Source organism: Kaistia defluvii (genome assembly GCF_040548815.1).
Lineage (GTDB): Bacteria > Pseudomonadota > Alphaproteobacteria > Rhizobiales > Kaistiaceae > Kaistia > Kaistia defluvii_A.
Genome location: NZ_JBEPSM010000001.1, coordinates 607,179 through 626,446, shown reverse-complemented (window position 1 = coordinate 626,446; position 19,268 = coordinate 607,179). Strand labels below are relative to the sequence as shown.

At 64.0% G+C, this 19,268-nt stretch carries 17 protein-coding genes; all 17 read right to left on the bottom strand.

The window, feature by feature from the left end; translation table 11 throughout:
* Positions 1 to 2 precede the first annotated feature (2 nt).
* Positions 3 to 1,007, bottom strand: coding sequence for a sulfate ABC transporter substrate-binding protein (locus tag ABIE08_RS02990; protein WP_354548643.1), 1,005 nt, complete (start codon positions 1,005 to 1,007; stop codon positions 3 to 5).
* A 168-nt stretch (positions 1,008 to 1,175) separates the two neighbouring features.
* Positions 1,176 to 1,904, bottom strand: a complete 729-nt coding sequence (locus ABIE08_RS02985) for an ABC transporter ATP-binding protein (RefSeq protein ID WP_354548642.1) — start codon at positions 1,902 to 1,904, stop codon at positions 1,176 to 1,178.
* Positions 1,901 to 3,169, bottom strand: a complete 1,269-nt coding sequence (locus ABIE08_RS02980; protein ID WP_354548640.1) for a lipoprotein-releasing ABC transporter permease subunit — start codon at positions 3,167 to 3,169, stop codon at positions 1,901 to 1,903. Before ABIE08_RS02980 ends, ABIE08_RS02985 begins: the two co-directional genes overlap by 4 nt.
* Before the next feature lie 28 nt (positions 3,170 to 3,197).
* Positions 3,198 to 4,520, bottom strand: coding sequence for a proline--tRNA ligase (gene proS / locus ABIE08_RS02975; RefSeq protein ID WP_354548638.1), 1,323 nt, complete (start codon positions 4,518 to 4,520; stop codon positions 3,198 to 3,200).
* A gap of 501 nt (positions 4,521 to 5,021) precedes the next feature.
* Positions 5,022 to 5,282, bottom strand: a complete 261-nt coding sequence (locus ABIE08_RS02970) for a DUF1467 family protein (RefSeq protein WP_354548637.1) — start codon at positions 5,280 to 5,282, stop codon at positions 5,022 to 5,024.
* A 5-nt stretch (positions 5,283 to 5,287) separates the two neighbouring features.
* Positions 5,288 to 5,692: a methylmalonyl-CoA epimerase gene (gene mce, locus ABIE08_RS02965; protein ID WP_354548635.1), complete on the bottom strand. Its 405-nt coding sequence runs from the start codon at positions 5,690 to 5,692 to the stop codon at positions 5,288 to 5,290.
* Positions 5,693 to 5,729: 37 nt separating this feature from the next.
* Complete coding sequence (locus ABIE08_RS02960) at positions 5,730 to 7,409, bottom strand: ribonuclease J (protein ID WP_354548633.1); 1,680 nt, start codon at positions 7,407 to 7,409, stop codon at positions 5,730 to 5,732.
* Entirely contained in the window at positions 7,406 to 8,242 is an 837-nt protein-coding gene (locus ABIE08_RS02955) for a biotin--[acetyl-CoA-carboxylase] ligase (RefSeq protein WP_354551550.1), read from the bottom strand. Before ABIE08_RS02955 ends, ABIE08_RS02960 begins: the two co-directional genes overlap by 4 nt.
* Positions 8,243 to 8,246: 4 nt before the next feature.
* Positions 8,247 to 9,686, bottom strand: coding sequence for an NADH-quinone oxidoreductase subunit NuoN (gene nuoN / locus ABIE08_RS02950; RefSeq protein WP_436409494.1), 1,440 nt, complete (start codon positions 9,684 to 9,686; stop codon positions 8,247 to 8,249).
* A 16-nt stretch (positions 9,687 to 9,702) separates the two neighbouring features.
* Positions 9,703 to 11,214 carry an NADH-quinone oxidoreductase subunit M gene (locus tag ABIE08_RS02945; protein WP_354548632.1) on the bottom strand — a complete coding sequence of 504 codons (1,512 nt, stop codon included), beginning with the start codon at positions 11,212 to 11,214 and terminating at the stop codon, positions 9,703 to 9,705.
* A gap of 10 nt (positions 11,215 to 11,224) precedes the next feature.
* Positions 11,225 to 13,303 (bottom strand): NADH-quinone oxidoreductase subunit L, encoded by a 2,079-nt coding sequence (nuoL, locus tag ABIE08_RS02940; protein ID WP_354548630.1) that lies wholly within the window; start codon positions 13,301 to 13,303, stop codon positions 11,225 to 11,227.
* Between the two features lie 8 nt (positions 13,304 to 13,311).
* Positions 13,312 to 13,620, bottom strand: a complete 309-nt coding sequence (gene nuoK / locus ABIE08_RS02935; RefSeq protein ID WP_266331896.1) for an NADH-quinone oxidoreductase subunit NuoK — start codon at positions 13,618 to 13,620, stop codon at positions 13,312 to 13,314.
* Positions 13,621 to 13,641: 21 nt separating this feature from the next.
* The gene (locus tag ABIE08_RS02930; protein ID WP_354548628.1) at positions 13,642 to 14,250 is read right to left on the bottom strand and encodes an NADH-quinone oxidoreductase subunit J; all 609 of its coding nucleotides are present in this window, start codon (positions 14,248 to 14,250) and stop codon (positions 13,642 to 13,644) included.
* Positions 14,251 to 14,319: 69 nt separating this feature from the next.
* On the bottom strand, positions 14,320 to 14,808 hold the full coding sequence (gene nuoI / locus ABIE08_RS02925; RefSeq protein ID WP_266332368.1) for an NADH-quinone oxidoreductase subunit NuoI: 489 nt from the start codon (positions 14,806 to 14,808) through the stop codon (positions 14,320 to 14,322).
* Positions 14,808 to 15,854, bottom strand: coding sequence for an NADH-quinone oxidoreductase subunit NuoH (gene nuoH, locus ABIE08_RS02920; RefSeq protein WP_354548627.1), 1,047 nt, complete (start codon positions 15,852 to 15,854; stop codon positions 14,808 to 14,810). Before nuoH ends, nuoI begins: the two co-directional genes overlap by 1 nt.
* 7 nt (positions 15,855 to 15,861) lie before the next feature.
* Complete coding sequence (gene nuoG, locus ABIE08_RS02915) at positions 15,862 to 17,955, bottom strand: NADH-quinone oxidoreductase subunit NuoG (RefSeq protein WP_354548625.1); 2,094 nt, start codon at positions 17,953 to 17,955, stop codon at positions 15,862 to 15,864.
* A 3-nt stretch (positions 17,956 to 17,958) separates the two neighbouring features.
* Positions 17,959 to 19,266 (bottom strand): NADH-quinone oxidoreductase subunit NuoF, encoded by a 1,308-nt coding sequence (gene nuoF, locus ABIE08_RS02910; protein WP_354548624.1) that lies wholly within the window; start codon positions 19,264 to 19,266, stop codon positions 17,959 to 17,961.
* Positions 19,267 to 19,268 lie beyond the last annotated feature (2 nt).

Genomic DNA, 19,268 nt, shown 5'->3' with positions numbered 1-19,268 from the left:
GCTCACTGGCCTGCGAGCTGCTGATCGAGAATGCCGTCGGAGCCGAAATAGGCCTTGTTAACGGCGGACCAGCCACCGAAGACGTCCTCGACCGTGACCAGGCGAACCGGCTGGAACGAGGCCGCGAACTTCTCGGCGACCGCCTTGTCGCGCACGCGGTTGCCGTTCTCGGCGAGGATGGTCTGGCCCTCCGGCGAATAGAGGAAGTTCAGATAGTCGGTCGCGATCTCCTTGGAGCCACGCTTCTCGGCGACCTTTTCGACAACGGCGACCGGGAAATCGGCCAGCAGGCTGACGGAGGGAACCACGGTGTCGAACTTGTCGGCGCCGAACTCCTTGCGGATGCCGGTGGTCTCGGTCTCGAAGGTGATCAGCACATCGCCGATCTCGCGCTCGACGAAGGTCGTCGTCGCACCCCGGCCGCCGGTATCGAACACCGCGACATTGGCGAGGAACTTCTTGACGAAGTCGTTCACCTTGGCCTCGTCATTGCCGAAGGCTTCCTTGGCGTAGGCGGTCGCGGCCAGATAGGTGTAGCGCGCATTACCCGAGGTCTTCGGGTTCGGGAAGACCAGCTTGACGTCATCTCGGACGAGATCGTTCCAGTCCTTGATGCCCTTGGGATTTCCCGCCCGCACGAGGAACACCGGCAGCGAGTAATAAGGCGACGCATTGTCCGGGAACTTGGTCGTCCAGTCGCTGGCAACAAATCCCTTGTCGGCCAGAGCCTGCACATCAGTCGTCTGGTTGAAGGTCACGACATCGGCGTCGAGGCCTTCCAGGATCGAGCGCGCCTGCTTGGACGATCCTGCATGCGACTGCTTGATCTCCAGCGTCTTGCCGGTGTCCTTCAGATATTTCGCGGCATAGGCCTGATCGACCGCGACGAACAGCTCGCGCGAGACGTCATAGGAGGCGTTGAGGATCGTGCTCGGGGCCTCGGCGAAGGCCGGAAGACCGCCAAGCGCAAAAAGGACCGCAGCCGTTACAACCGGAAGGCGACGCATCGTGGTTCCTTGCTCATGTTTTCGGCACGACGGAGCCGCGACCGATGAATGGGATGAGCAAAGTAGCAAGCGTATGCGGGGCGTTCGAGAAACGGATATCTCAATTCCGGGACAACATAGGATGACTGTCCTAGAAACCCGCCGCGCCGCGCACAAACGCGATGCGGCTCAGAATTCGACGATCTTGCCCGCCTGAAGGGTGATGCGCCGATCCATCCGCTCCGCCAGTTCCATGTTGTGCGTCACGAAAAGCGCCGCCAGACCGGAGGCGCGAACCAGGGCCTCCAGCGCCTCGAAGACGTAGTGCGACGTCTCCGGATCGAGATTGCCGGTCGGTTCGTCGGCCAGAAGCAGGCGCGGCGCGTTGGCCACGGCCCTGGCGATCGCGACGCGCTGCTGCTCGCCGCCCGAAAGCTCGGACGGACGGTGCGTCACGCGCGCCTCCAGCTTCATGTAGGCAAGCAGTTCGGCGGCGCGGCGGGCGGCCTCCTTGCGGTTGAGGCCGCGGATGAGCTGCGGCATCATCACGTTCTCAAGCGCCGTGAATTCCGGCAGCAGGTGGTGGAACTGGTAGACGAAGCCGATTTCCAGCCGGCGGATCGCGGTGCGTTCGGCATCGCCCAGCGAACCGGCAAGCCGCCCGCCGATCTCGACGTCGCCGCCATCCGGACGCTCCAGCAGGCCCGCCATGTGCAGGACGGTCGACTTGCCGGCGCCCGAGGGCGCGACGAGGGCGACGATCTCGCCGGGATAGATGGCGAGGTTGGCGCCGGTCAGGATCGAGAGCTTTCCCGAGCCTTCCTTGTAATGGCGCTCGACGCCCAGAAGGCGGAGCGCGGGCGCCCGCTCGGCGCCGGATTTCGGCTTCTGCCGTTCGTCGGTCAAGGCGTTGCTCATTCGTATCGCAGGGCCTCGACCGGATCGAGCCGAGCCGCGCGCCACGCCGGATACAGCGTCGCGAGGTAGCTCAGCACGAGCGCCATGATGACGATCGAGAGCGTTTCGCCGGGATTCATGTCTGCCGGCAGCTTCGACAGGAAATAGAGTTCCGGCGAGAACACCTCGGTGCGCGTCAGCCAGGACACGAACTGGCGGATCGATTCGATGTTCAGGCAGACCACGGTGCCGAGCAGCACGCCAAAAGCCGTGCCGACGGTGCCGATCGCAGCGCCCGTGATAAAGAACACGCGCAGGATCGAGCCCCGCGTCGCGCCCATGGTGCGGAGGATGGCGATGTCGTGGCTCTTGTCCTTCACCAGCATGGTGAGGCCCGAAATGATGTTCAGCGCCGCGACCAGCACGATCAGCGTCAGGATCATGAACATCATGTTGCGCTCGACCTCGAGCGCCGAGAAGAAGGTCATGTTGCGCTGGCGCCAGTCTGTGAGCAGCACGGGCCGGCCGGCGGCAGTCTCGATCGGCTCGCGCAACGCGCCCGTCTGTTCCGCGTCGGAGAGATAGATCTCGATCGCCGAGGCCTTGTCGTCCGAATTGAAGAAGGCCTGCGCCTCGGCGAAAGGCATGAAGACGAAGGCCGAATCATACTCCGACATGCCGATCTCGAAGATCGCCACGACCGGATATGCCTTGATGCGCGGCGTCATGCCCATCGGCGTGACGTTGCCGCGCGGCGAGACCAGCGTGAGCTTGTCGCCGATGGTGAGGCCCATATTGGTCGCGAGCCGCGTGCCGATGGCCACGCCCTCGGCCTCGTCGAAATTGTCGAGCGTGCCGAGCTTCACGTTCTTGGAGATGCTGGGCAGGTTCGGCAGGTCCTCGGACCGCACGCCGCGAACGAGCGCGCCTGTCGAGTTGTTGGCGCCCGACGCAAGTACCTGGCCCTCGACCAAAGGAATCGCCGCCGTCACGCCCTTAACCATGGTGATGCGGCTGGCGACGTCGGCGAAATCCGTGAACGGCGTCTCCAGCGGCTGCACGACGATGTGTCCGTTGATGCCGAGGATCTTGTCGATCAGTTCGCCGCGAAAGCCGTTCATCACCGACATGACGATGATCAGCGTCGCGACGCCGAGCATGATGCCGATGAACGAAAAGCCCGCGATGATCGAGATGAATGTCTCGCGCCGGCGTGCGCGCAGATAGCGCAACGCCAGCATCCATTCGAAGGTGGAAAACGGTTTCGTGCCGGTCGGCTCAGCCATTCCTGTCCCGATCGCGGCGCGCCGCGCGTTAAGAGCTGCCCAGAAGTTTAGCCACTGCCGCATCCAGGCTAACGGATTCGCGTTCGCCCGTCGCCCGTCGCTTGATCTCGACTTCGCCACGCTCAAGTCCCTTCGGACCGACGATCAGCTGCCACGGCAGGCCGATCAGATCCATGGTCGCAAACTTCGCCCCGGCGCGGCCCTCGACATCATCGTAAAGGACTTCGATTCCGGCATTCGTAAGGCGCTCATAGAGGCCGTCGCAGGCCAGATCCGTCGCCGCGTCGCCGACCTTCAGATTGATCAGGGCGACCTTGTAGGGAGCGATGCTCTCCGGCCAGATGATGCCCGCCTCGTCATGGCTCGCCTCGATGATGGCGGCCACCAGGCGCGATACGCCGATACCGTAGGAACCCATGTGCACGGGACGATCGACACCATCCGGTCCGGTGACCGTGGCGCCCATCGGTTCCGAGTATTTGGTGCCGAAATAGAAGACCTGGCCGACCTCGATGCCGCGCGCCTCGACCCGGTTCTCTTCCGGCAGAGCCTCGAAGACGGCCTTGTCGTGCATCTCTTCGGTAGCGGCGTACTTCTCGGTCCAGGCCGAGACGATCGGCGTCAGGTCGCCATAGAAGTCGACGTCGTCGCCGGGAACCGGCGTGTCGAGCGCCGCCTTGTCCAGGAACACCGCGCTCTCGCCGGTCGAGGCCAGCACGATGAACTCATGAGTTGCGTCGCCGCCGATCGGGCCCGAATCAGCGCGCATCGGGATCGCCTTGACGCCAAGCCGGTCGAAGGTGCGCAGATAGGCGACGAACATGCGGTTATAGGCGCGGCGCGCCGCGGCCTCGTCGACGTCGAACGAGTAAGCGTCCTTCATCAAGAATTCGCGGCCGCGCATGACGCCGAAGCGGGGACGCAGCTCGTCCCGGAACTTCCACTGGATATGGTAGAGGTTCATCGGCAGCTCCTTGTAGGAGCGTACGTAGCTGCGGAAAATGTCGGTGACCATTTCCTCGTTGGTCGGGCCGTAGAGCATCTCGCGCTCCTGCCGGTCCTGGATGCGAAGCATCTCCTTGCCGTAATCGTCGTAACGACCGCTCTCGCGCCAGAGATCGGCGGACTGCAGGGTCGGCATCAGGATCTCGACGGCGCCAGCGCGATTCTGTTCTTCGCGGACGATGCGCTGGATGTTGCTCAAGACCTTCTGGCCGAGCGGCAACCAGGAATAGATGCCTGCGCTCTGCTGGCGGATGAGACCGGCGCGAAGCATCAGACGGTGGGAAACGATCTCGGCTTCCTTCGGCGTCTCGCGGAGAGTCGGCAGGAATGAGCGGGAAAGGCGCATCAGAAAAGGGCTCCAGCGAGTCGAATGGGCGCACATCAAGCCATACGCGGACGAAAACACAAGTCCCGGAAATCAGCGCCTTTGTCGCGGCATTGATCAAGCCTTGTGCAGAGTTGCCAGAACCCGTCCAAAGCAAATTCCGACGCGCAAATGCTCCCTTCGCGCGTCGTCGCCACTAAGGTCAGTCATACTGACGCAAAAAATATGGGCTGCCCTTGCACAATTAGATGACAAGCGCGTGGGCATTGGATAACGTCGGGTCATAATAAAGGAACACGCAATAAAGCGTGGCTCCAAACAAAGGCACGCGGTCTAAGTCTTGGGAGGAAGCCCCCTCTGGCGCGCTGAAAAGCAGCTGCCGCCGAGCTCGCCATAACGAGCTCGATCAAAGCCAATCGAGCGAAAAGCTCGGCTGAGGGGTTGAACGCGAACTATTCAAGGCAAGATCCTCGCGGATCTTGCCTTTTTTATTGCCTCGAATTGGCGCTGTTCTTTTCCGGATCAGAACGAAATGTGGCTGAGGACTTCCGCGGTCCAGCCCATCTTCACATAGCCGTACCAGATACCGTAGACGATGATCGCGCTGATGACCGAGGTGATGATCATCTTGCGAACCAGACGAAGATTGGCCGGAGCGCTCTCGGTGGTTCCCAGCAGCACATCGCCCTGCTCGTCATGGGTGCGGACGCCGAAGGGCAGGACTATGAAGATCACCAGCCACCAGACGATGAAATAAACGGCGAAAATGCTGTAGATCGGCATGGTGTTCAGGCCTCCTCGAGTTCGACCAGCGTTCCGCAAAAGTCCTTGGGATGCAGGAACAACACCGGCTTGCCATGCGCGCCAATCTTCGGCTCGCCATCTCCCAGCACTCGGGCGCCATCCGCCTTCAGCCGATCGCGCGCGGCCAGGATGTCATCCACCTCGTAGCAGAGGTGATGAATGCCGCCATCCGGATTGCGGTCCAGGAATTTCGCGATCGGCGAATCCTCGCCCAGCGGCGCCAGCAGCTCGATCTTGGTGTTCGGCAGTTCGACGAAGATCGTCACGACGCCATGCGCGGGCAGCCGCAGCGGCGCGGAAACCCGCGCGCCCAGCGTATCGCGATAGGTTCGCACCGCGGCATCGAGATCCGACACCGCGATCGCGACATGGTTCAGTCGGCCGATCATGCCCTGCTCCTTCGCGGACGTTGCGTCCGCACAGGCGTCATACGATCGCGACGAACACAGTGCAAAGTGGCTTTTTGCCCCAAGCCTGCCGGACCGAAGCCCGCACCGAGCGGCGAATCGCCTCGCGGACCAGTTCGGCGTCGCGGCGACGGGCGCGCGGGATGCTCTCGATCGTGCCGAGCACCGCCGTCATGACGGTTTCCTCGAACGGGTGGCCGGAGACGCCCTGGATCGGCAGGCCGGTCAGCGCGATTTCCGGATCGACGGCGACGCCGCCCTTGGCATCGAGCACCACCGAGATGGCGACATGGCCGGCAAAGCCGAGCTTGCGTCGCTCCGGGACGCCGACGCCGTCCTCGTCGGAGATGATCATGCCGTCCTTGTAGAGGCTGCCGACCGGGACGTCGTCGATCTCTTCAGCGGGACCCGGCGCCAGGCGAACGATATTGCCGTTCTCGGTCAGCACCACCTGCTTGACGCCCATGTCGCGGGCAAAGGCCGCGTGCGCCCAGAGGTGCATGGCCTCGCCATGCACGGGAATCGCGATCTCAGGCCGAACCCAGCCGTACATTTCGGCGAGTTCGTCGCGACGCGGATGGCCCGACACATGCACGAGCCGGTCACGGTCGGTGATCACCACGATGCCCTGGTCGCAGAGCGCGTTGATGATGTTGCCGATCGCCTTCTCGTTGCCGGGGATCGGACGCGCCGAAAAGACAACCGTGTCGCCCGGCGAGAGGCCGACGAACTTGTGCTCGTCCTCGGCGATGCGGGCCAGCGCCGCGCGCGGCTCGCCCTGGCTGCCGGTCAGGATCGCGACGACCTTGGAACGCGGCAGGTAGCCGTAGGATTCTTCATCGAGGAAGGGCGGCAAGCCCTCCATGTAGCCAAGCTCGGTCGCGACCTCGATGGCGCGGCGCAGCGCGCGGCCGACCACCACGACCTGCCGGTCCGCCGCCTGGGCAGCCAGAGCGATCGACTTGATGCGGCCGACATTCGACGCGAAGGTGGTGAAGGCCACGCGCCCCGTCGCTTCCTTGACGATTTCGGTCAGCGACAGGCCGACTTCGGTCTCGCTTGGGCTGCGGCCATCGCGCATGGCGTTGGTCGAGTCGCAGACAAGCGCCAGCACGCCCTCGTCGCCAATGGCAGCGAATCGCGCACCGTCCGTTACCGGGCCGAGCACCGGCGCGGGATCCAGCTTCCAGTCGCCGGTATGGACCACCGTGCCGAGTGGCGTGCGGATCGCCAGCGCCATCGGCTCCAGGATCGAGTGCGCGACCGCGATGAACTCGACCTCGAAGTCGCCGATCGTGATCCGGTCGCCGGGATGGACGATGGTGATCGGGATTTCGGGAGCACCGGGCTGGGCCGCCCGCTTGGCGTTGAGCAACCCGGCGGTGAAGGGGCTCGCATAGACGGGCACGCGCAGGCGCGGCCACAGGTCCAGCAGCGCGCCGAAATGGTCTTCATGCGCATGGGTGATGATGATGGCGTCGATGAAGTCGCGCTCTTCCACCATGTAGCGGATATCGGGCAGCACGATATCGACGCCGGGAAGATCCGGTCCGCCGAAGCTGATGCCGAAATCGATGCCGATCCAGCGCCGTCGATTGGAAGGGCCGTAGCCATAGAGGGCGAGATTCATACCGATCTCGCCGACGCCACCCAGGGGAAGAAAGACGAAGTCGTCCGTAGCTGCTGTTTTTGCGCTCATTGCCTCGACGTCGCCACTGTACCGAAATGGACTTCGCCGGCGGCGATCGTCCTAACCAAACCCTCGGGAGAACGAATAACGAGGCGGCCTTCCTCGTCGATCGTCTCGAAGACTCCAGAGAATACCTGTTCGCCAACCCGCACGGCGACCGTCTCGCCGAGACCGGCCGCACGATCGAGCCATAGCCGTCTTACCGACTTGAAACCGCGACCTTCATTCCAGACGCGTGCAACGCTTGCCCAGGCGTCGGAAAGCGCTTCGAACAAGCGAAACGCATCGATCCCGACACCCAGTTCGGCAAGCGCCGTCGCAGGATACGGCAAGCCCTCGGGGGCCGCGACGACATTTACACCGATTCCGATCACAACCGCGAGGCGGTCATCCGGAAGCGGCTCTGCTTCCAGTAGGATGCCGGCCAGTTTGGCGCCGTCGAGCAGGACGTCGTTCGGCCATTTGAGCCGCAGGCGATCGCGGCTGCCGGCCGGCCCATGTCCTTCGATCCCATCCAGGCCGATCCGGAACGCCAGACCCGGCGCCACCGAACGCAGCGCCTCGTCGAGCGCCAGCCCGGCCACGAAGCCAAGCGTCGCGGCGGTGGCAGGCTGATTGGGAACGACGACCAGGAGGCTGGCGGCGAGGTTGCCCGCGGGCATCGCCCATGGGCGCCCACGACGCCCCCTGCCCGCCGTCTGCTGCGCCGTCACGAACCAGCAGCGGCCGGGATCCCCGGCGCGCGCGGCCGCCAGGCCCTCGGCATTTGTCGAACCCGTCGTCTCGAAGAACTTGAGACGGTAGGCGCTTTCTGCGGAGGCCCGGCCGAGCTTGAACTCCATCAAATCAGAAGAAGGTCTTGGCTGCGACGCTCGCCGCCGTGCCCAGCGGGCCGGCGATGAAGACGAAGAGGATGACGAACAGCCCCGACAAACCGAGAACGACGCGCAGTTCGCCGGACATCGGCTCGAAGGCGCCGGCCGGTTCGTCGAAATACATGATCTTGACGAGACGGAGATAGTAGAAGGCGCCGACCACGCTCGACAGCACGCCGATCACCGACAGCACATAGAGGTTCGCCTCGATGGCGGCGAGGAAGACGTAGAACTTGGCGAAGAAGCCGGCCAGCGGCGGGATGCCCGCCAGCGAGAACAGGATCATCGCGAAGATGAAGGCGACGACCGGGTGGGTTCGCGACAGGCCGGCGAGATCGCTGGTGTCCTCGACCATCGTGCCCTGGCGGCGCATGAACAGGATCACCGCGAAGGCGCCGAGCGTCATGGCGACATAGATCGCCATATAGATCAGCACGCCCTGTACGCCCGCCTCGGTGCCGGCGGCGAGGCCGACAAGCGCGAAGCCCATATGGCCGATCGACGAATAGGCCATCAGGCGCTTGATGTTGCGCTGGCCGATCGCGGCGAAGGCGCCGAGGATCATCGAGGCGATAGCGATAAAGGTGATGACCTGCTGCCAGTCCGCCGTGGCCGGACCCAGGGCGCCGACCAGAACGCGGACGAACAGGGCCATGGCGGCTGCCTTCGGCGCAGCGGCGAAGAAGGCCGTCACCGAGGTCGGGGCACCTTCATAAACGTCCGGCGTCCACATGTGGAACGGCACGGCCGAGACCTTGAAGGCAAGGCCGGCGATGACGAACACCAGGCCGAACACCACGCCGACCGAAATCGGACCTGCGCTCAGCGCGGTTGCGACGCCCTGGAACTGGGTGTGGCCAGTGAAGCCATAGATCAGCGAAATGCCGTAGAGCAGCATGCCGGACGAGAGCGCGCCGAGCACGAAGTACTTGAGGCCGGCTTCCGTCGACCGGACCGAGTCGCGGTTGCTGGCGGCGACGACGTAGAGCGCGAGCGACTGCAACTCGAGGCCGAGATAGAGCGCGATCAGGTCGTTGGCCGAGATCATCAGCATCATGCCGAGGGTCGCGAGCAGGATCAGCACCGGATACTCGAAACGGGCGATCTTCTCCCGCTTCGTGTAGTTCGTCGACATGATGATGGCGAAGCCGGAACCGGCGAGCGCCAGGAGCTTCATGAAGCGCGCGAACGGATCGAGCACGAAGGCGCCGTTGAAGGTGACGCCGTCCTCGGCCTTGAAGACCAGCACGAGACCGGCGACCAGAACCAGCAGCACCGCCAGCGTGGTGACGAGCGAGGTCATCCGTTCGCCGCCGAAGGCGCCGATCATCAGAAGCACGAGCGCTCCGACCGCGAGCGTCAGCTCCGGCAGGAACGGCATGAGCGAGGGGAACGTAGCGAGGTCCATCATGATCTGTCCGTGTTCCTCACTGCGCTGCCAGCGCGAGCTTGCCGGCAGCGGAGAGCGCGGCCTGATAGTTGGTGATCAGCTTGTCGACCGCCTGCCCCGTCACGTTGAAGACGGGCGTCGGATAGACGCCGAAGAAGATCGTCAGCACGACCAGCGGAACGAGAATGGCGATCTCGCGACGCGACAGGTCGAACATCGACTTAAGGTTCGCCTTGTCCAGCGCACCCATGATCACCTTGCGGTAGAGCCACAGGCCGTAGCTTGCCGACAGGATGACGCCGGAGGTGGCGAAGGCTGCGACCCAGGTGTTGGCGCGGAAGACGCCGATCAGGACCATGAACTCGCCGACGAAGCCGCTGGTACCCGGCAGGCCGACATTCGCCATGGTGAAGACGAGGAAGGCCGTCGCGTAGAAGGGCATCCGGTTGACGAGGCCGCCATAGGCCGCGATCTCGCGGGTGTGCATCCGGTCGTAGATGACGCCGACGCAGAGGAAGAGCGCGCCCGAGACGATGCCGTGCGACAGCATCTGGAAGATCGCGCCTTCGACGCCCTGGGCGTTCATCGTGAAGATGCCCATCGTTACGTAGCCCATGTGGGCGACCGACGAGTAGGCGATCAGCTTCTTCATGTCCGTCTGAACGAGGGCCACCAGCGAGGTGTAGATGATGGCGATGACGGAGAGCGTGTAGATCATCGGCGCGAAATCGGCCGAGGCGATCGGGAACATCGGCAGCGAGAAGCGCAGGAAGCCGTAGCCGCCCATCTTCAGCAGCACGCCGGCCAGGATGACCGAGCCTGCGGTCGGTGCCTCGACGTGTGCATCCGGCAACCAGGTGTGCACCGGCCACATCGGCATCTTCACCGCGAAGGAGGCGAAGAAGGCGAGCCACAGCCAGGTCTGCATCGAGGCCGGGAACTGGTGGTCGAGCAGCGTCGGGATGTCCGTCGTGCCGGCCTGCCAGTACATCGCCATGATGGCGAGCAGCATCAGCACCGAGCCGAGCAGCGTGTAGAGGAAGAACTTGAACGCCGCATAGACGCGCCGCTGACCACCCCAGACGCCGATGATCAGGAACATCGGGATCAGGCCGGCTTCGAAGAAGACGTAGAACAGGAACAGGTCCATCGCGCAGAACACGCCGATCATCAGCGTTTCGAGCACGAGGAAGGCGATCATGTACTCCTTGAAGCGGATCTTCACGGAGTATTTGGACGCCACGATGCAAGCCGGCATCAGGAAGGTCGTCAGGATGACGAACAGCATCGAGATGCCATCGACGCCCATCGAATAGGAGATCTTGCCGCCGAGCCATTCGCTGCGCTCGACGAACTGGAAGCCGGCGCTCGAATTGTCGAAATCGACCCAGATCAGGATCGACACCAGGAAGGTGACGATCGTGGTCCAGAGGGAGATCCAATAGACGTTGCGCCGCGCCGCGGCGTCGTCGCCGCGGATCAGCAGAAGCAGGAGTGCGCCGACCGTTGGCAGGAAGGTAACGGTCGAGAGGATCGGCCAGTCAGTCATCTAAAACCCCTCAACCCGCAAACATCATCCACGTGACCAGCGCAGCGACGCCGATCAGCATGGCAAAGGCATAATGGTACACGTAGCCGGACTGCAGCCGGATCACCCGGTTGGTGACGTCGACGACGCGCGCCGAGATGCCATCCGGACCCAGGCCGTCGATCACCATCCCGTCGCCCTTCTTCCACAGGAAGCGGCCGAGCGCCCTCGCCGGTCGAACGAACAGGAAGTCGTAGATCTCGTCGAAGTACCACTTGTTCAGCAGGAACCGGTAGAGCACCGGCTGCTCGGCGGCGAGGCGCTTCGGCGTCTCGGGCGAGCGGATGTAGAACCAGTAGGCGACCGCCAGGCCGAGCACCATGGCGATGAACGGCGAGTACTTCACGAGCGACGGAACGCTGTGCATCTCGTGCAGGATGTGGTTGTCCGGATTGGTGAACAGCGCACCCTTCCAGAACTCGGCATATCCCTCGCCGATGAACTGGCTGGCGAAGACCATGCCGGCGAACAGGGCGCCGACCGACAGCACCAGCAGCGGCACGGTCATGACCGGCGGCGACTCGTGCACATGGCTCATGACCTCGGCCGAAGCGCGCGGCTTGCCGTGGAACGTCATGAAGATCAGGCGCCAGGAGTAGAACGAGGTCATCAGCGCGGCGGCGACCGTCAGGACGAAGGCGTAGCCGGAGAAGGTGTTGTGACCGACGAAGGCGCTCTCGATGATCGCGTCCTTCGAATAGTAGCCGGCGGTCAGCGGGAAGCCGGTCAGCGCCAGCGTGCCGATGATCATCGTCCAGTAGGTCAGCGGGATCTTCTTCCGCAGGCCACCCATATGGCGCATGTCCTGCTGGCCCGAGACGGCATGGATCACCGAACCGGCGCCGAGGAACAGCAGCGCCTTGAAGAAAGCGTGCGTGAACAGGTGGAACACGCCAGCGCCATACGCACCGACGCCGAGCGCGACGAACATGTAACCGAGCTGCGAACAGGTCGAGTAGGCGATGACGCGCTTGATGTCATTCTGGACCAGGCCAACGGTGGCGGCGAAGAACGCCGTCGTCGCGCCGAAGAAGGTCACGACCGTAAGCGCCGTCGGCGCCAGGTCGAACAGCGGCGACATGCGGGCGACCATGAACACGCCCGCGGTCACCATGGTGGCGGCGTGGATCAGCGCGGAGACCGGCGTCGGGCCTTCCATCGCGTCCGGCAGCCAGGTGTGCAGCAGGAACTGCGCCGACTTGCCCATCGCACCGATGAACAGAAGGATGCAGATCGCCGTCAGCGCATCGAAGTCCCAGGACAGGAAATGGATCGTCTGGCCGGCGACGCTGCCGGTGTTGGCGAAGATGGTGTCAAACTCGACCGAGCCAAACATCACGAAGATGGCGAAGATGCCGAGCGCGAAGCCGAAATCGCCGACGCGGTTGACGACGAACGCCTTCATCGCGGCTGCGTTGGCGGCCGGACGCTTGAACCAGAAGCCGATCAGCAGATAGGAGGCGAGACCGACGCCTTCCCAGCCGAAGAACATCTGGAACAGGTTGTCCGACGTCACCAGCATCAGCATGGCGAAGGTGAAGAGCGACAGATAGGCGAAGAAGCGCGGCCGGTGCTCGTCATGGCTCATGTAGCCAATCGAGTAGAGGTGCACGAGCGACGAGACCGAGGTGACGACGACGAGCATCATCGCGGTCAACGTGTCGACGCGCAGCGCCCAATCGAAGGAGAGCGTGCCCGAGGTCACCCAGGGCAGCACCTTGATCCGCACCGCCTCGCCTTCCGGCGAACCGATCGTCAGGAAGGCGATCCAGGACAGAACCGCCGAGACCAGCAGCAGGCCGGTGGTGATCAGTTCCGCCGGGCGCGAACCCGGAGCGGCGGGATGATGGTGATCGTGGCCATGATCGTCATGACCATGGTCGCCATGGCCGTGATGGTCATGATCGTGCCCATGCGCCGCATGATCATGATGCGTGTCGACCCCATCAGCGGGGGCGCCGACCATGGCAGCCGTATAGCTGCCACGGAGCGCGATGATGCCCGCCAGAAAGAAGCCCAGGAGCGGGAGGAAGACGATGGCTGAATACATGGCAGGCCTCAGCCCTTCATCATGTTGATGTCTTCCACCGCGATCGAGCCACGGTTGCGGAAGTAGACGACGAGGATGGCAAGGCCGATGGCCGATTCAGCGGCCGCGACGGTCAAGACCAGGAGCGCGAAGACCTGCCCGACGAGATCGCCCAGGAAGGACGAGAACGCGACGAAGTTGAGATTGACGGCGAGCAGGATCAGCTCGACCGACATCAGGATGACGATCACGTTCTTCCGGTTCAGGAAGATGCCGAACACGCCGATCGTGAACAGGATCGCCGCGACCGACAGATAATGGGAGAGACCAATTGCCATGGGGTGTTCCTCGTCTCTCGCTCAGATGCCCTTGCCGGGCTCGACGGAGTGCAGTTCGACTTTCTGCGTCCGCGCGACCTGGTCGGCGATGTTCTGCCGCTTGACCCGCGGCTTGTGGCGCAACGTCAGCACGATGGCGCCGATCATAGCCACCAGCAGCACGAAGCCGGCGATCTGGAAGAAGAAGATGTAGTGGGTGTAGAGCAGCCGCCCGATCGCTTCCGTATTGGAAATCTGCGCCATGTCCGGGATGGGCTGGACCGGGTTGCCGGCGACATTGGGCGCGAAGGCCCAGCCGCTCAGCACGATCAACAGCTCGGCCAGCAACACGACGCCGATCAGCCCGCCCACCGGCAGATACTGCAGGAAGCCCTGGCGCAGTTCCGTGAAGTCCACGTCGAGCATCATGACGACGAACAGGAACAGCACCGCGACGGCGCCGACATAGACCACCACCAGCATCATCGCCAGGAACTCCGCGCCCAGCATCACGAAGAGGCCGGCCGCATTGAAGAAGGCGAGGATCAGGAAGAGCACGGAGTGCACGGGATTACGCGACGAGATCACCATCAGCGCCGAGGCGATGGTGATGCCCGAAAACAGATAAAAGAAAATGGTATGCAGGATCATGATCCGTGCCCTCGGACAGCGCGGCAAGCCGCGGCATCCCTCCAAAATTGCGTCGGAACCACACCCCGCCTAGCGGTAGGGTGCGTCCATGCTGATATTCTGCGCGATCTCGCGCTCCCACCGGTCGCCATTCGCGAGAAGCTTTTCCTTGTCGTAGTAGAGCTCCTCGCGCGTTTCCGTCGCGAACTCGAAATTCGGTCCCTCGACGATGGCGTCGACAGGGCATGCTTCCTGGCAGAAGCCGCAATAGATGCACTTCACCATGTCGATGTCGTAGCGCGTGGTCCGGCGCGTGCCGTCATTGCGGCGCGGGCCGGCCTCGATCGTGATCGCCTGGGCGGGGCAGATGGCCTCGCACAGCTTGCAGGCGATGCAGCGCTCTTCACCGTTCGGATAGCGGCGCAGCGCATGCTCGCCGCGGAAGCGCGGGCTCAGCGCCCCCTTCTCGAACGGATAGTTCACGGTCTTCTTCGGCGCAAAGAAATAGCGCATCGCCAGGAAGAAGGCGGACACGAATTCCGTCAGGAAGATCGACTTGGCGGTCTGGTCGAGGCGCATCACGGTGCCCATCCCATGGTCTGCAGAACAACGGCGACCACAACGACCATGCCCAGCGAGATCGGCAGGAATACCTTCCAGCCCAGACGCATCAGCTGGTCGTAGCGGTAGCGCGGCACGAAGGCCTTCACCATCGAGAACATGAAGAAGACCAGAGAGCCCTTCAGCACGAACCAGACGATGCCCGGCACCCAGGTGAAGGGCGCGACGTTCACCGGCGGCAACCAGCCTCCCAGGAACAGGATGGTCGTCATGGCGCACATCAGGCAGATCGATGCGTACTCGCCGAGCATGAACATCATGTACGGGGTCGAGCCATATTCCGACATGAAGCCGGCGACGAGCTCGGATTCCGCTTCGACGAGATCGAAGGGAGGACGGTTGGTTTCCGCCAGCGCCGAGATGAAGAAGATCACGAACATCGGCAGCAGCGCGAGCCAGTACCAGTCGAGGAAGCTCCCCGGCAGGCCAAGCTTGGTTCCGAGACCCGTCTGCTGCGACATGACGATGTCGGTGAGGTTCAGCGAACCGACGCAGAGCAGCACGGTGACGATCACGAAGCCGATCGAGACTTCATAGGAGACCATCTGGGCGGCGGCGCGCAGCGACGACAGGAACGGGTACTTCGAGTTCGAAGCCCAGCCGCCCATGATGACGCCGTACACGCCGAGCGACGAGATCGCCAGCAGGTAGAGCACGCCCACATTGAGGTTGGCGATCACCCAGCCGAAATTGAACGGGATCACCGCCCAGCCGGCGAGCGCCAGAGTCACCGTGACGAGCGGCGCGAGCAGGAAGATGCCCTTGTTGGCACCGGACGGAATGACCGGCTCCTTCAGGACGAACTTCAGCAGATCCGCGAAGGACTGGAACAGGCCGAAGGCGCCGACCACGTTCGGGCCGCGACGCATCTGCACCGCCGCCCAGATCTTGCGGTCGGCAAGCAGGACATAGGCGATGAAGACCAGCAGAAGCACGAGCACAAGCAGGCTCTGCCCGACCATGATCGCGCCAGGGATGAGGTAGTTTTCGACGAAGCCGTTCATTCCCGCCTCACTCCGCAGCAGCGGCAAGCTGGCCGGCCGCGAGCGCCGAGCATTCCGCCATGATGGCGGAGGCGCGGGCGATCGGGTTGGTCAGGTAGAAATCATGGATCGGATTGGCGAAAGCCGCCCAGCCGAGCGAGCCGCCAGCCGAAGCCAGCGCCGCCACGTCGGCGAAATCGCCGGCGCGGACCGTGTCGACGGCTGCGAGATGCGGATGGGCCGCATAGAGCGCCCTGCGCAGTTCGCCGAGCGAGTCGAAGGGCAGCTTGTGGCCGAGCACGTCGGACAGGGCACGAAGAATGGCCCAGTCCTCGCGCGCGTCGCCGGGCGGGAAGCCGGCCCGGTTGGCGATCTGCACGCGGCCCTCGGTATTGACGAAGGTGCCGGACTTCTCGGTATAGGCCGCTCCCGGCAGGATGACATCGGCGCGGTGGGCCCCCGCGTCGCCATGGGTGCCGATATAGACGACGAAGGCCGAGCCGAGGCTCGAGGTGTCGATCTCGTCGGCGCCGAGCAGGAAGAGTACGTCAAGCGCGCCCTGCCCTGCGGCGGAAACCATGCCGGCGACATCCAGTCCGCCTTCAGCCGGGACGAAGCCGACGTCGAGGGCGCCGACGCGCGAAGCGGCGGTGTGCAGCACGGCCAGGCCGTTCCAACCTTCGTCACGACCCGGAGCCGAAGCGATGGCAGCGGCTGCGGCCAGCACGGCCTTGCCGTCGTCGCGGGCGAGAGCGCCCTGCCCGACGATGACGATCGGCCGCTTGGCGTTGGCGAGGATCTCGCCGAACGCGCCCTTGCCGGCTGCGATCTCGCCGAGGGTCTCGGGACCGGCGCCGAGGTAGTCATACGGGTAGGTCAGGTCGACATGCTCACCGACGACGCCGATGCGCACATTGCCGGCGCGCCAGCGCTTGCGGATCCGCGCGTTCAGCACCGACGCTTCCTTGCGCGGATTGGCGCCGACGATGAGGATCGCGTCCGCCTGCTCAATGCCGGCGATGGTCGGGTTGAACAGGTAGCTCGCACGGCCCAGCGCCGGATCGAGCTTCGCGCCATCCTGGCGGGCGTCGAGATTAGCGGAGCCCAGCGAACCGATCAGCGCCTTCAGAGCATAGAGCTCTTCGACGGCCGCCAGATCACCGGCGATGGCGCCGATCTTCGAACCCGAGGTTGCGTTGACGCGGTCGGCGATGGCGGCGAAGGCCTCAGCCCAGGAAACCGGCTTTAGGCGACCGTCGACGCGCAGATACGGACGGTCGAGGCGCTGCGTGCGCAGACCGTCCCAGATGAAGCGCGTCTTGTCCGAGATCCACTCTTCATTGACCGCCTCGTTGAGGCGGGGCAGCACGCGCATCACTTCGCGGCCGCGCGTGTCGACGCGGATGTTCGAACCGACGGCGTCCATGACGTCGATCGACTCGGTCTTGGTCAGCTCCCAGGGACGGGCCTGGAAGGCATAGGGCTTGGAGGTCAGCGCGCCGACCGGGCAAAGGTCGATGACGTTGCCCTGCAGCTCCGACGAAAGCGCCTTCTCGAGATAGGTCGTGATCTCGGCGTCCTCGCCGCGGCCGATCAGGCCGAGCTCGGATATGCCCGCCACTTCCGTGGTGAAGCGGACGCAACGCGTGCAATGAATGCAGCGGTTCATCGAGGTCTTCACCAGCGGGCCGATATGCTTGTCTTCGACGGCGCGCTTGTTCTCGGCGAAACGGTTCTTGTCCACGCCATAGGCCATGGCCTGGTCTTGCAGATCGCACTCGCCGCCCTGATCGCAGATCGGGCAATCCAGCGGGTGGTTGATCAGCAGGAACTCCATCACGCCTTCGCGTGCCTTCTTCACCATAGGCGACTTGGTGAGCATGACCGGCGGCTCGCCGTTCGGGCCCGGACGCAGGTCGCGCACATTCATGGCGCAGGAAGCGGTCGGCTTTGGCGGTCCGCCCTTCACCTCGACGAGGCACATGCGGCAATTGCCGGCGATCGACAGACGCTCGTGGAAGCAGAAACGCGGCACTTCGGCGCCCGCGGCTTCCGCCGCCTGCAGCAGCGTGTAGTCCGGCGGAACGTCGACTTCGATGCCGTCAACGATGATCTTGGCCATGATTTACTCCGCCGCTTCCATCATCTGCCGTTCGACCGGCCTTGGGTTGCGGGAATAGAGGTCGATCCGCTCCTCGATCTCGTGCCGGAAATGCCGGATCAGGCCCTGGATGGGCCAAGCCGCGGCGTCGCCGAGCGCGCAGATCGTGTGGCCTTCGACCTGGGTCGTGACCTGGAGGAGCATGTCGATTTCGCGCTTCTCGGCTTCGCCGCGCGCCATGCGGTCGATCACGCGCCACATCCAGCCGGTGCCTTCGCGGCACGGCGTGCACTGGCCGCAGCTCTCATGCTTGAAGAAGTAAGCGATGCGGGCGATGGCGCGGATGACGTCGGTCGACTTGTCCATGACGAGCACGCCGGCCGTGCCGAAGCTCGACTTCACGGCGCGGGTGCCGTCGAAGTCCATGATCAGGTCTTCGCACTGGTCGGCCGGGATGATCGGGCAGGAAGCGCCGCCGGGGATGATCGCCTTCAGATTATCCCAGCCGCCGCGAATGCCGCCGCCATGCTTCTCGATCAATTCCTTGAACGGGATGCCCATCGCCTCTTCGACGATGCAGGGGGTGTTCACATGGCCGGAGATGCCGAACAGCTTGGTGCCGACATTGTTGGCGCGACCGATCGAGGAGAACCAGGCTGGACCGCGACGCAGGATGGTCGGGGCGACCGCGATGCTCTCGACGTTGTTGACCGTCGTGGGGCAGCCATAGAGGCCGACATTCGCCGGGAACGGCGGCTTGAGGCGCGGCTGGCCCTTCTTGCCTTCAAGGCTTTCGAGCAGAGCCGTCTCTTCGCCGCAGATATAGGCGCCGGCGCCATGGGCGACATAGATGTCCATGTCCCAGCCATGGACGTTGTTCTTGCCGATCAGGCGCGCGTCATAGGCCTGGTCGATGGCGGCCTGCAGATGCTCGCGCTCGCGGATGAATTCACCGCGCACATAGATGTAGGCGACATGGGCGCCCATCGCGAAGCCGGCAATCAGCGCGCCTTCGACGAGATGGTGCGGGTCGTGGCGCAGGATCTCGCGATCCTTGCAGGTACCCGGCTCGGATTCATCGGCATTGATGACGAGGTAGTGCGGCCGGCCGTCGTTCTGCTTGGGCATGAACGACCATTTCAGGCCAGTCGGGAAACCGGCGCCGCCACGGCCGCGCAGGCCCGAGGCCTTCATCTGGTCGACGATCCAGTCGCGTCCAGCCTCGAGGATGGTCTTGGTGCCATCCCACGAGCCGCGCTTCAGCGCGCCCTGCAGGCCCCAGTCATGATGACCGTAGATATTCGTGAAGATGCGGTCTTTGTCCGAAAGCATCG

Excerpts from the sequence above, each read along its gene's own strand:
- ABIE08_RS02990 (WP_354548643.1), bottom strand. The coding sequence starts at position 1,007 with ATGCGTCGCCTTCCGGTTGTAACGGCTGCGGTCCTTTTTGCGCTTGGC.
- ABIE08_RS02985 (WP_354548642.1), bottom strand. The coding sequence starts at position 1,904 with ATGAGCAACGCCTTGACCGACGAACGGCAGAAGCCGAAATCCGGCGCC.
- ABIE08_RS02980 (WP_354548640.1), bottom strand. The coding sequence starts at position 3,169 with ATGGCTGAGCCGACCGGCACGAAACCGTTTTCCACCTTCGAATGGATG.
- proS (WP_354548638.1), bottom strand. The coding sequence starts at position 4,520 with ATGCGCCTTTCCCGCTCATTCCTGCCGACTCTCCGCGAGACGCCGAAG.
- ABIE08_RS02970 (WP_354548637.1), bottom strand. The coding sequence starts at position 5,282 with ATGCCGATCTACAGCATTTTCGCCGTTTATTTCATCGTCTGGTGGCTG.
- mce (WP_354548635.1), bottom strand. The coding sequence starts at position 5,692 with ATGATCGGCCGACTGAACCATGTCGCGATCGCGGTGTCGGATCTCGAT.
- ABIE08_RS02960 (WP_354548633.1), bottom strand. The coding sequence starts at position 7,409 with ATGAGCGCAAAAACAGCAGCTACGGACGACTTCGTCTTTCTTCCCCTG.
- ABIE08_RS02955 (WP_354551550.1), bottom strand. The coding sequence starts at position 8,242 with ATGGAGTTCAAGCTCGGCCGGGCCTCCGCAGAAAGCGCCTACCGTCTC.
- nuoN (WP_436409494.1), bottom strand. The coding sequence starts at position 9,686 with ATGATGGACCTCGCTACGTTCCCCTCGCTCATGCCGTTCCTGCCGGAG.
- ABIE08_RS02945 (WP_354548632.1), bottom strand. The coding sequence starts at position 11,214 with ATGACTGACTGGCCGATCCTCTCGACCGTTACCTTCCTGCCAACGGTC.
- nuoL (WP_354548630.1), bottom strand. The coding sequence starts at position 13,303 with ATGTATTCAGCCATCGTCTTCCTCCCGCTCCTGGGCTTCTTTCTGGCG.
- nuoK (WP_266331896.1), bottom strand. The coding sequence starts at position 13,620 with ATGGCAATTGGTCTCTCCCATTATCTGTCGGTCGCGGCGATCCTGTTC.
- ABIE08_RS02930 (WP_354548628.1), bottom strand. The coding sequence starts at position 14,250 with ATGATCCTGCATACCATTTTCTTTTATCTGTTTTCGGGCATCACCATC.
- nuoI (WP_266332368.1), bottom strand. The coding sequence starts at position 14,808 with ATGCGCCTCGACCAGACCGCCAAGTCGATCTTCCTGACGGAATTCGTG.
- nuoH (WP_354548627.1), bottom strand. The coding sequence starts at position 15,854 with ATGAACGGCTTCGTCGAAAACTACCTCATCCCTGGCGCGATCATGGTC.
- nuoG (WP_354548625.1), bottom strand. The coding sequence starts at position 17,955 with ATGGCCAAGATCATCGTTGACGGCATCGAAGTCGACGTTCCGCCGGAC.
- nuoF (WP_354548624.1), bottom strand. The coding sequence starts at position 19,266 with ATGCTTTCGGACAAAGACCGCATCTTCACGAATATCTACGGTCATCAT.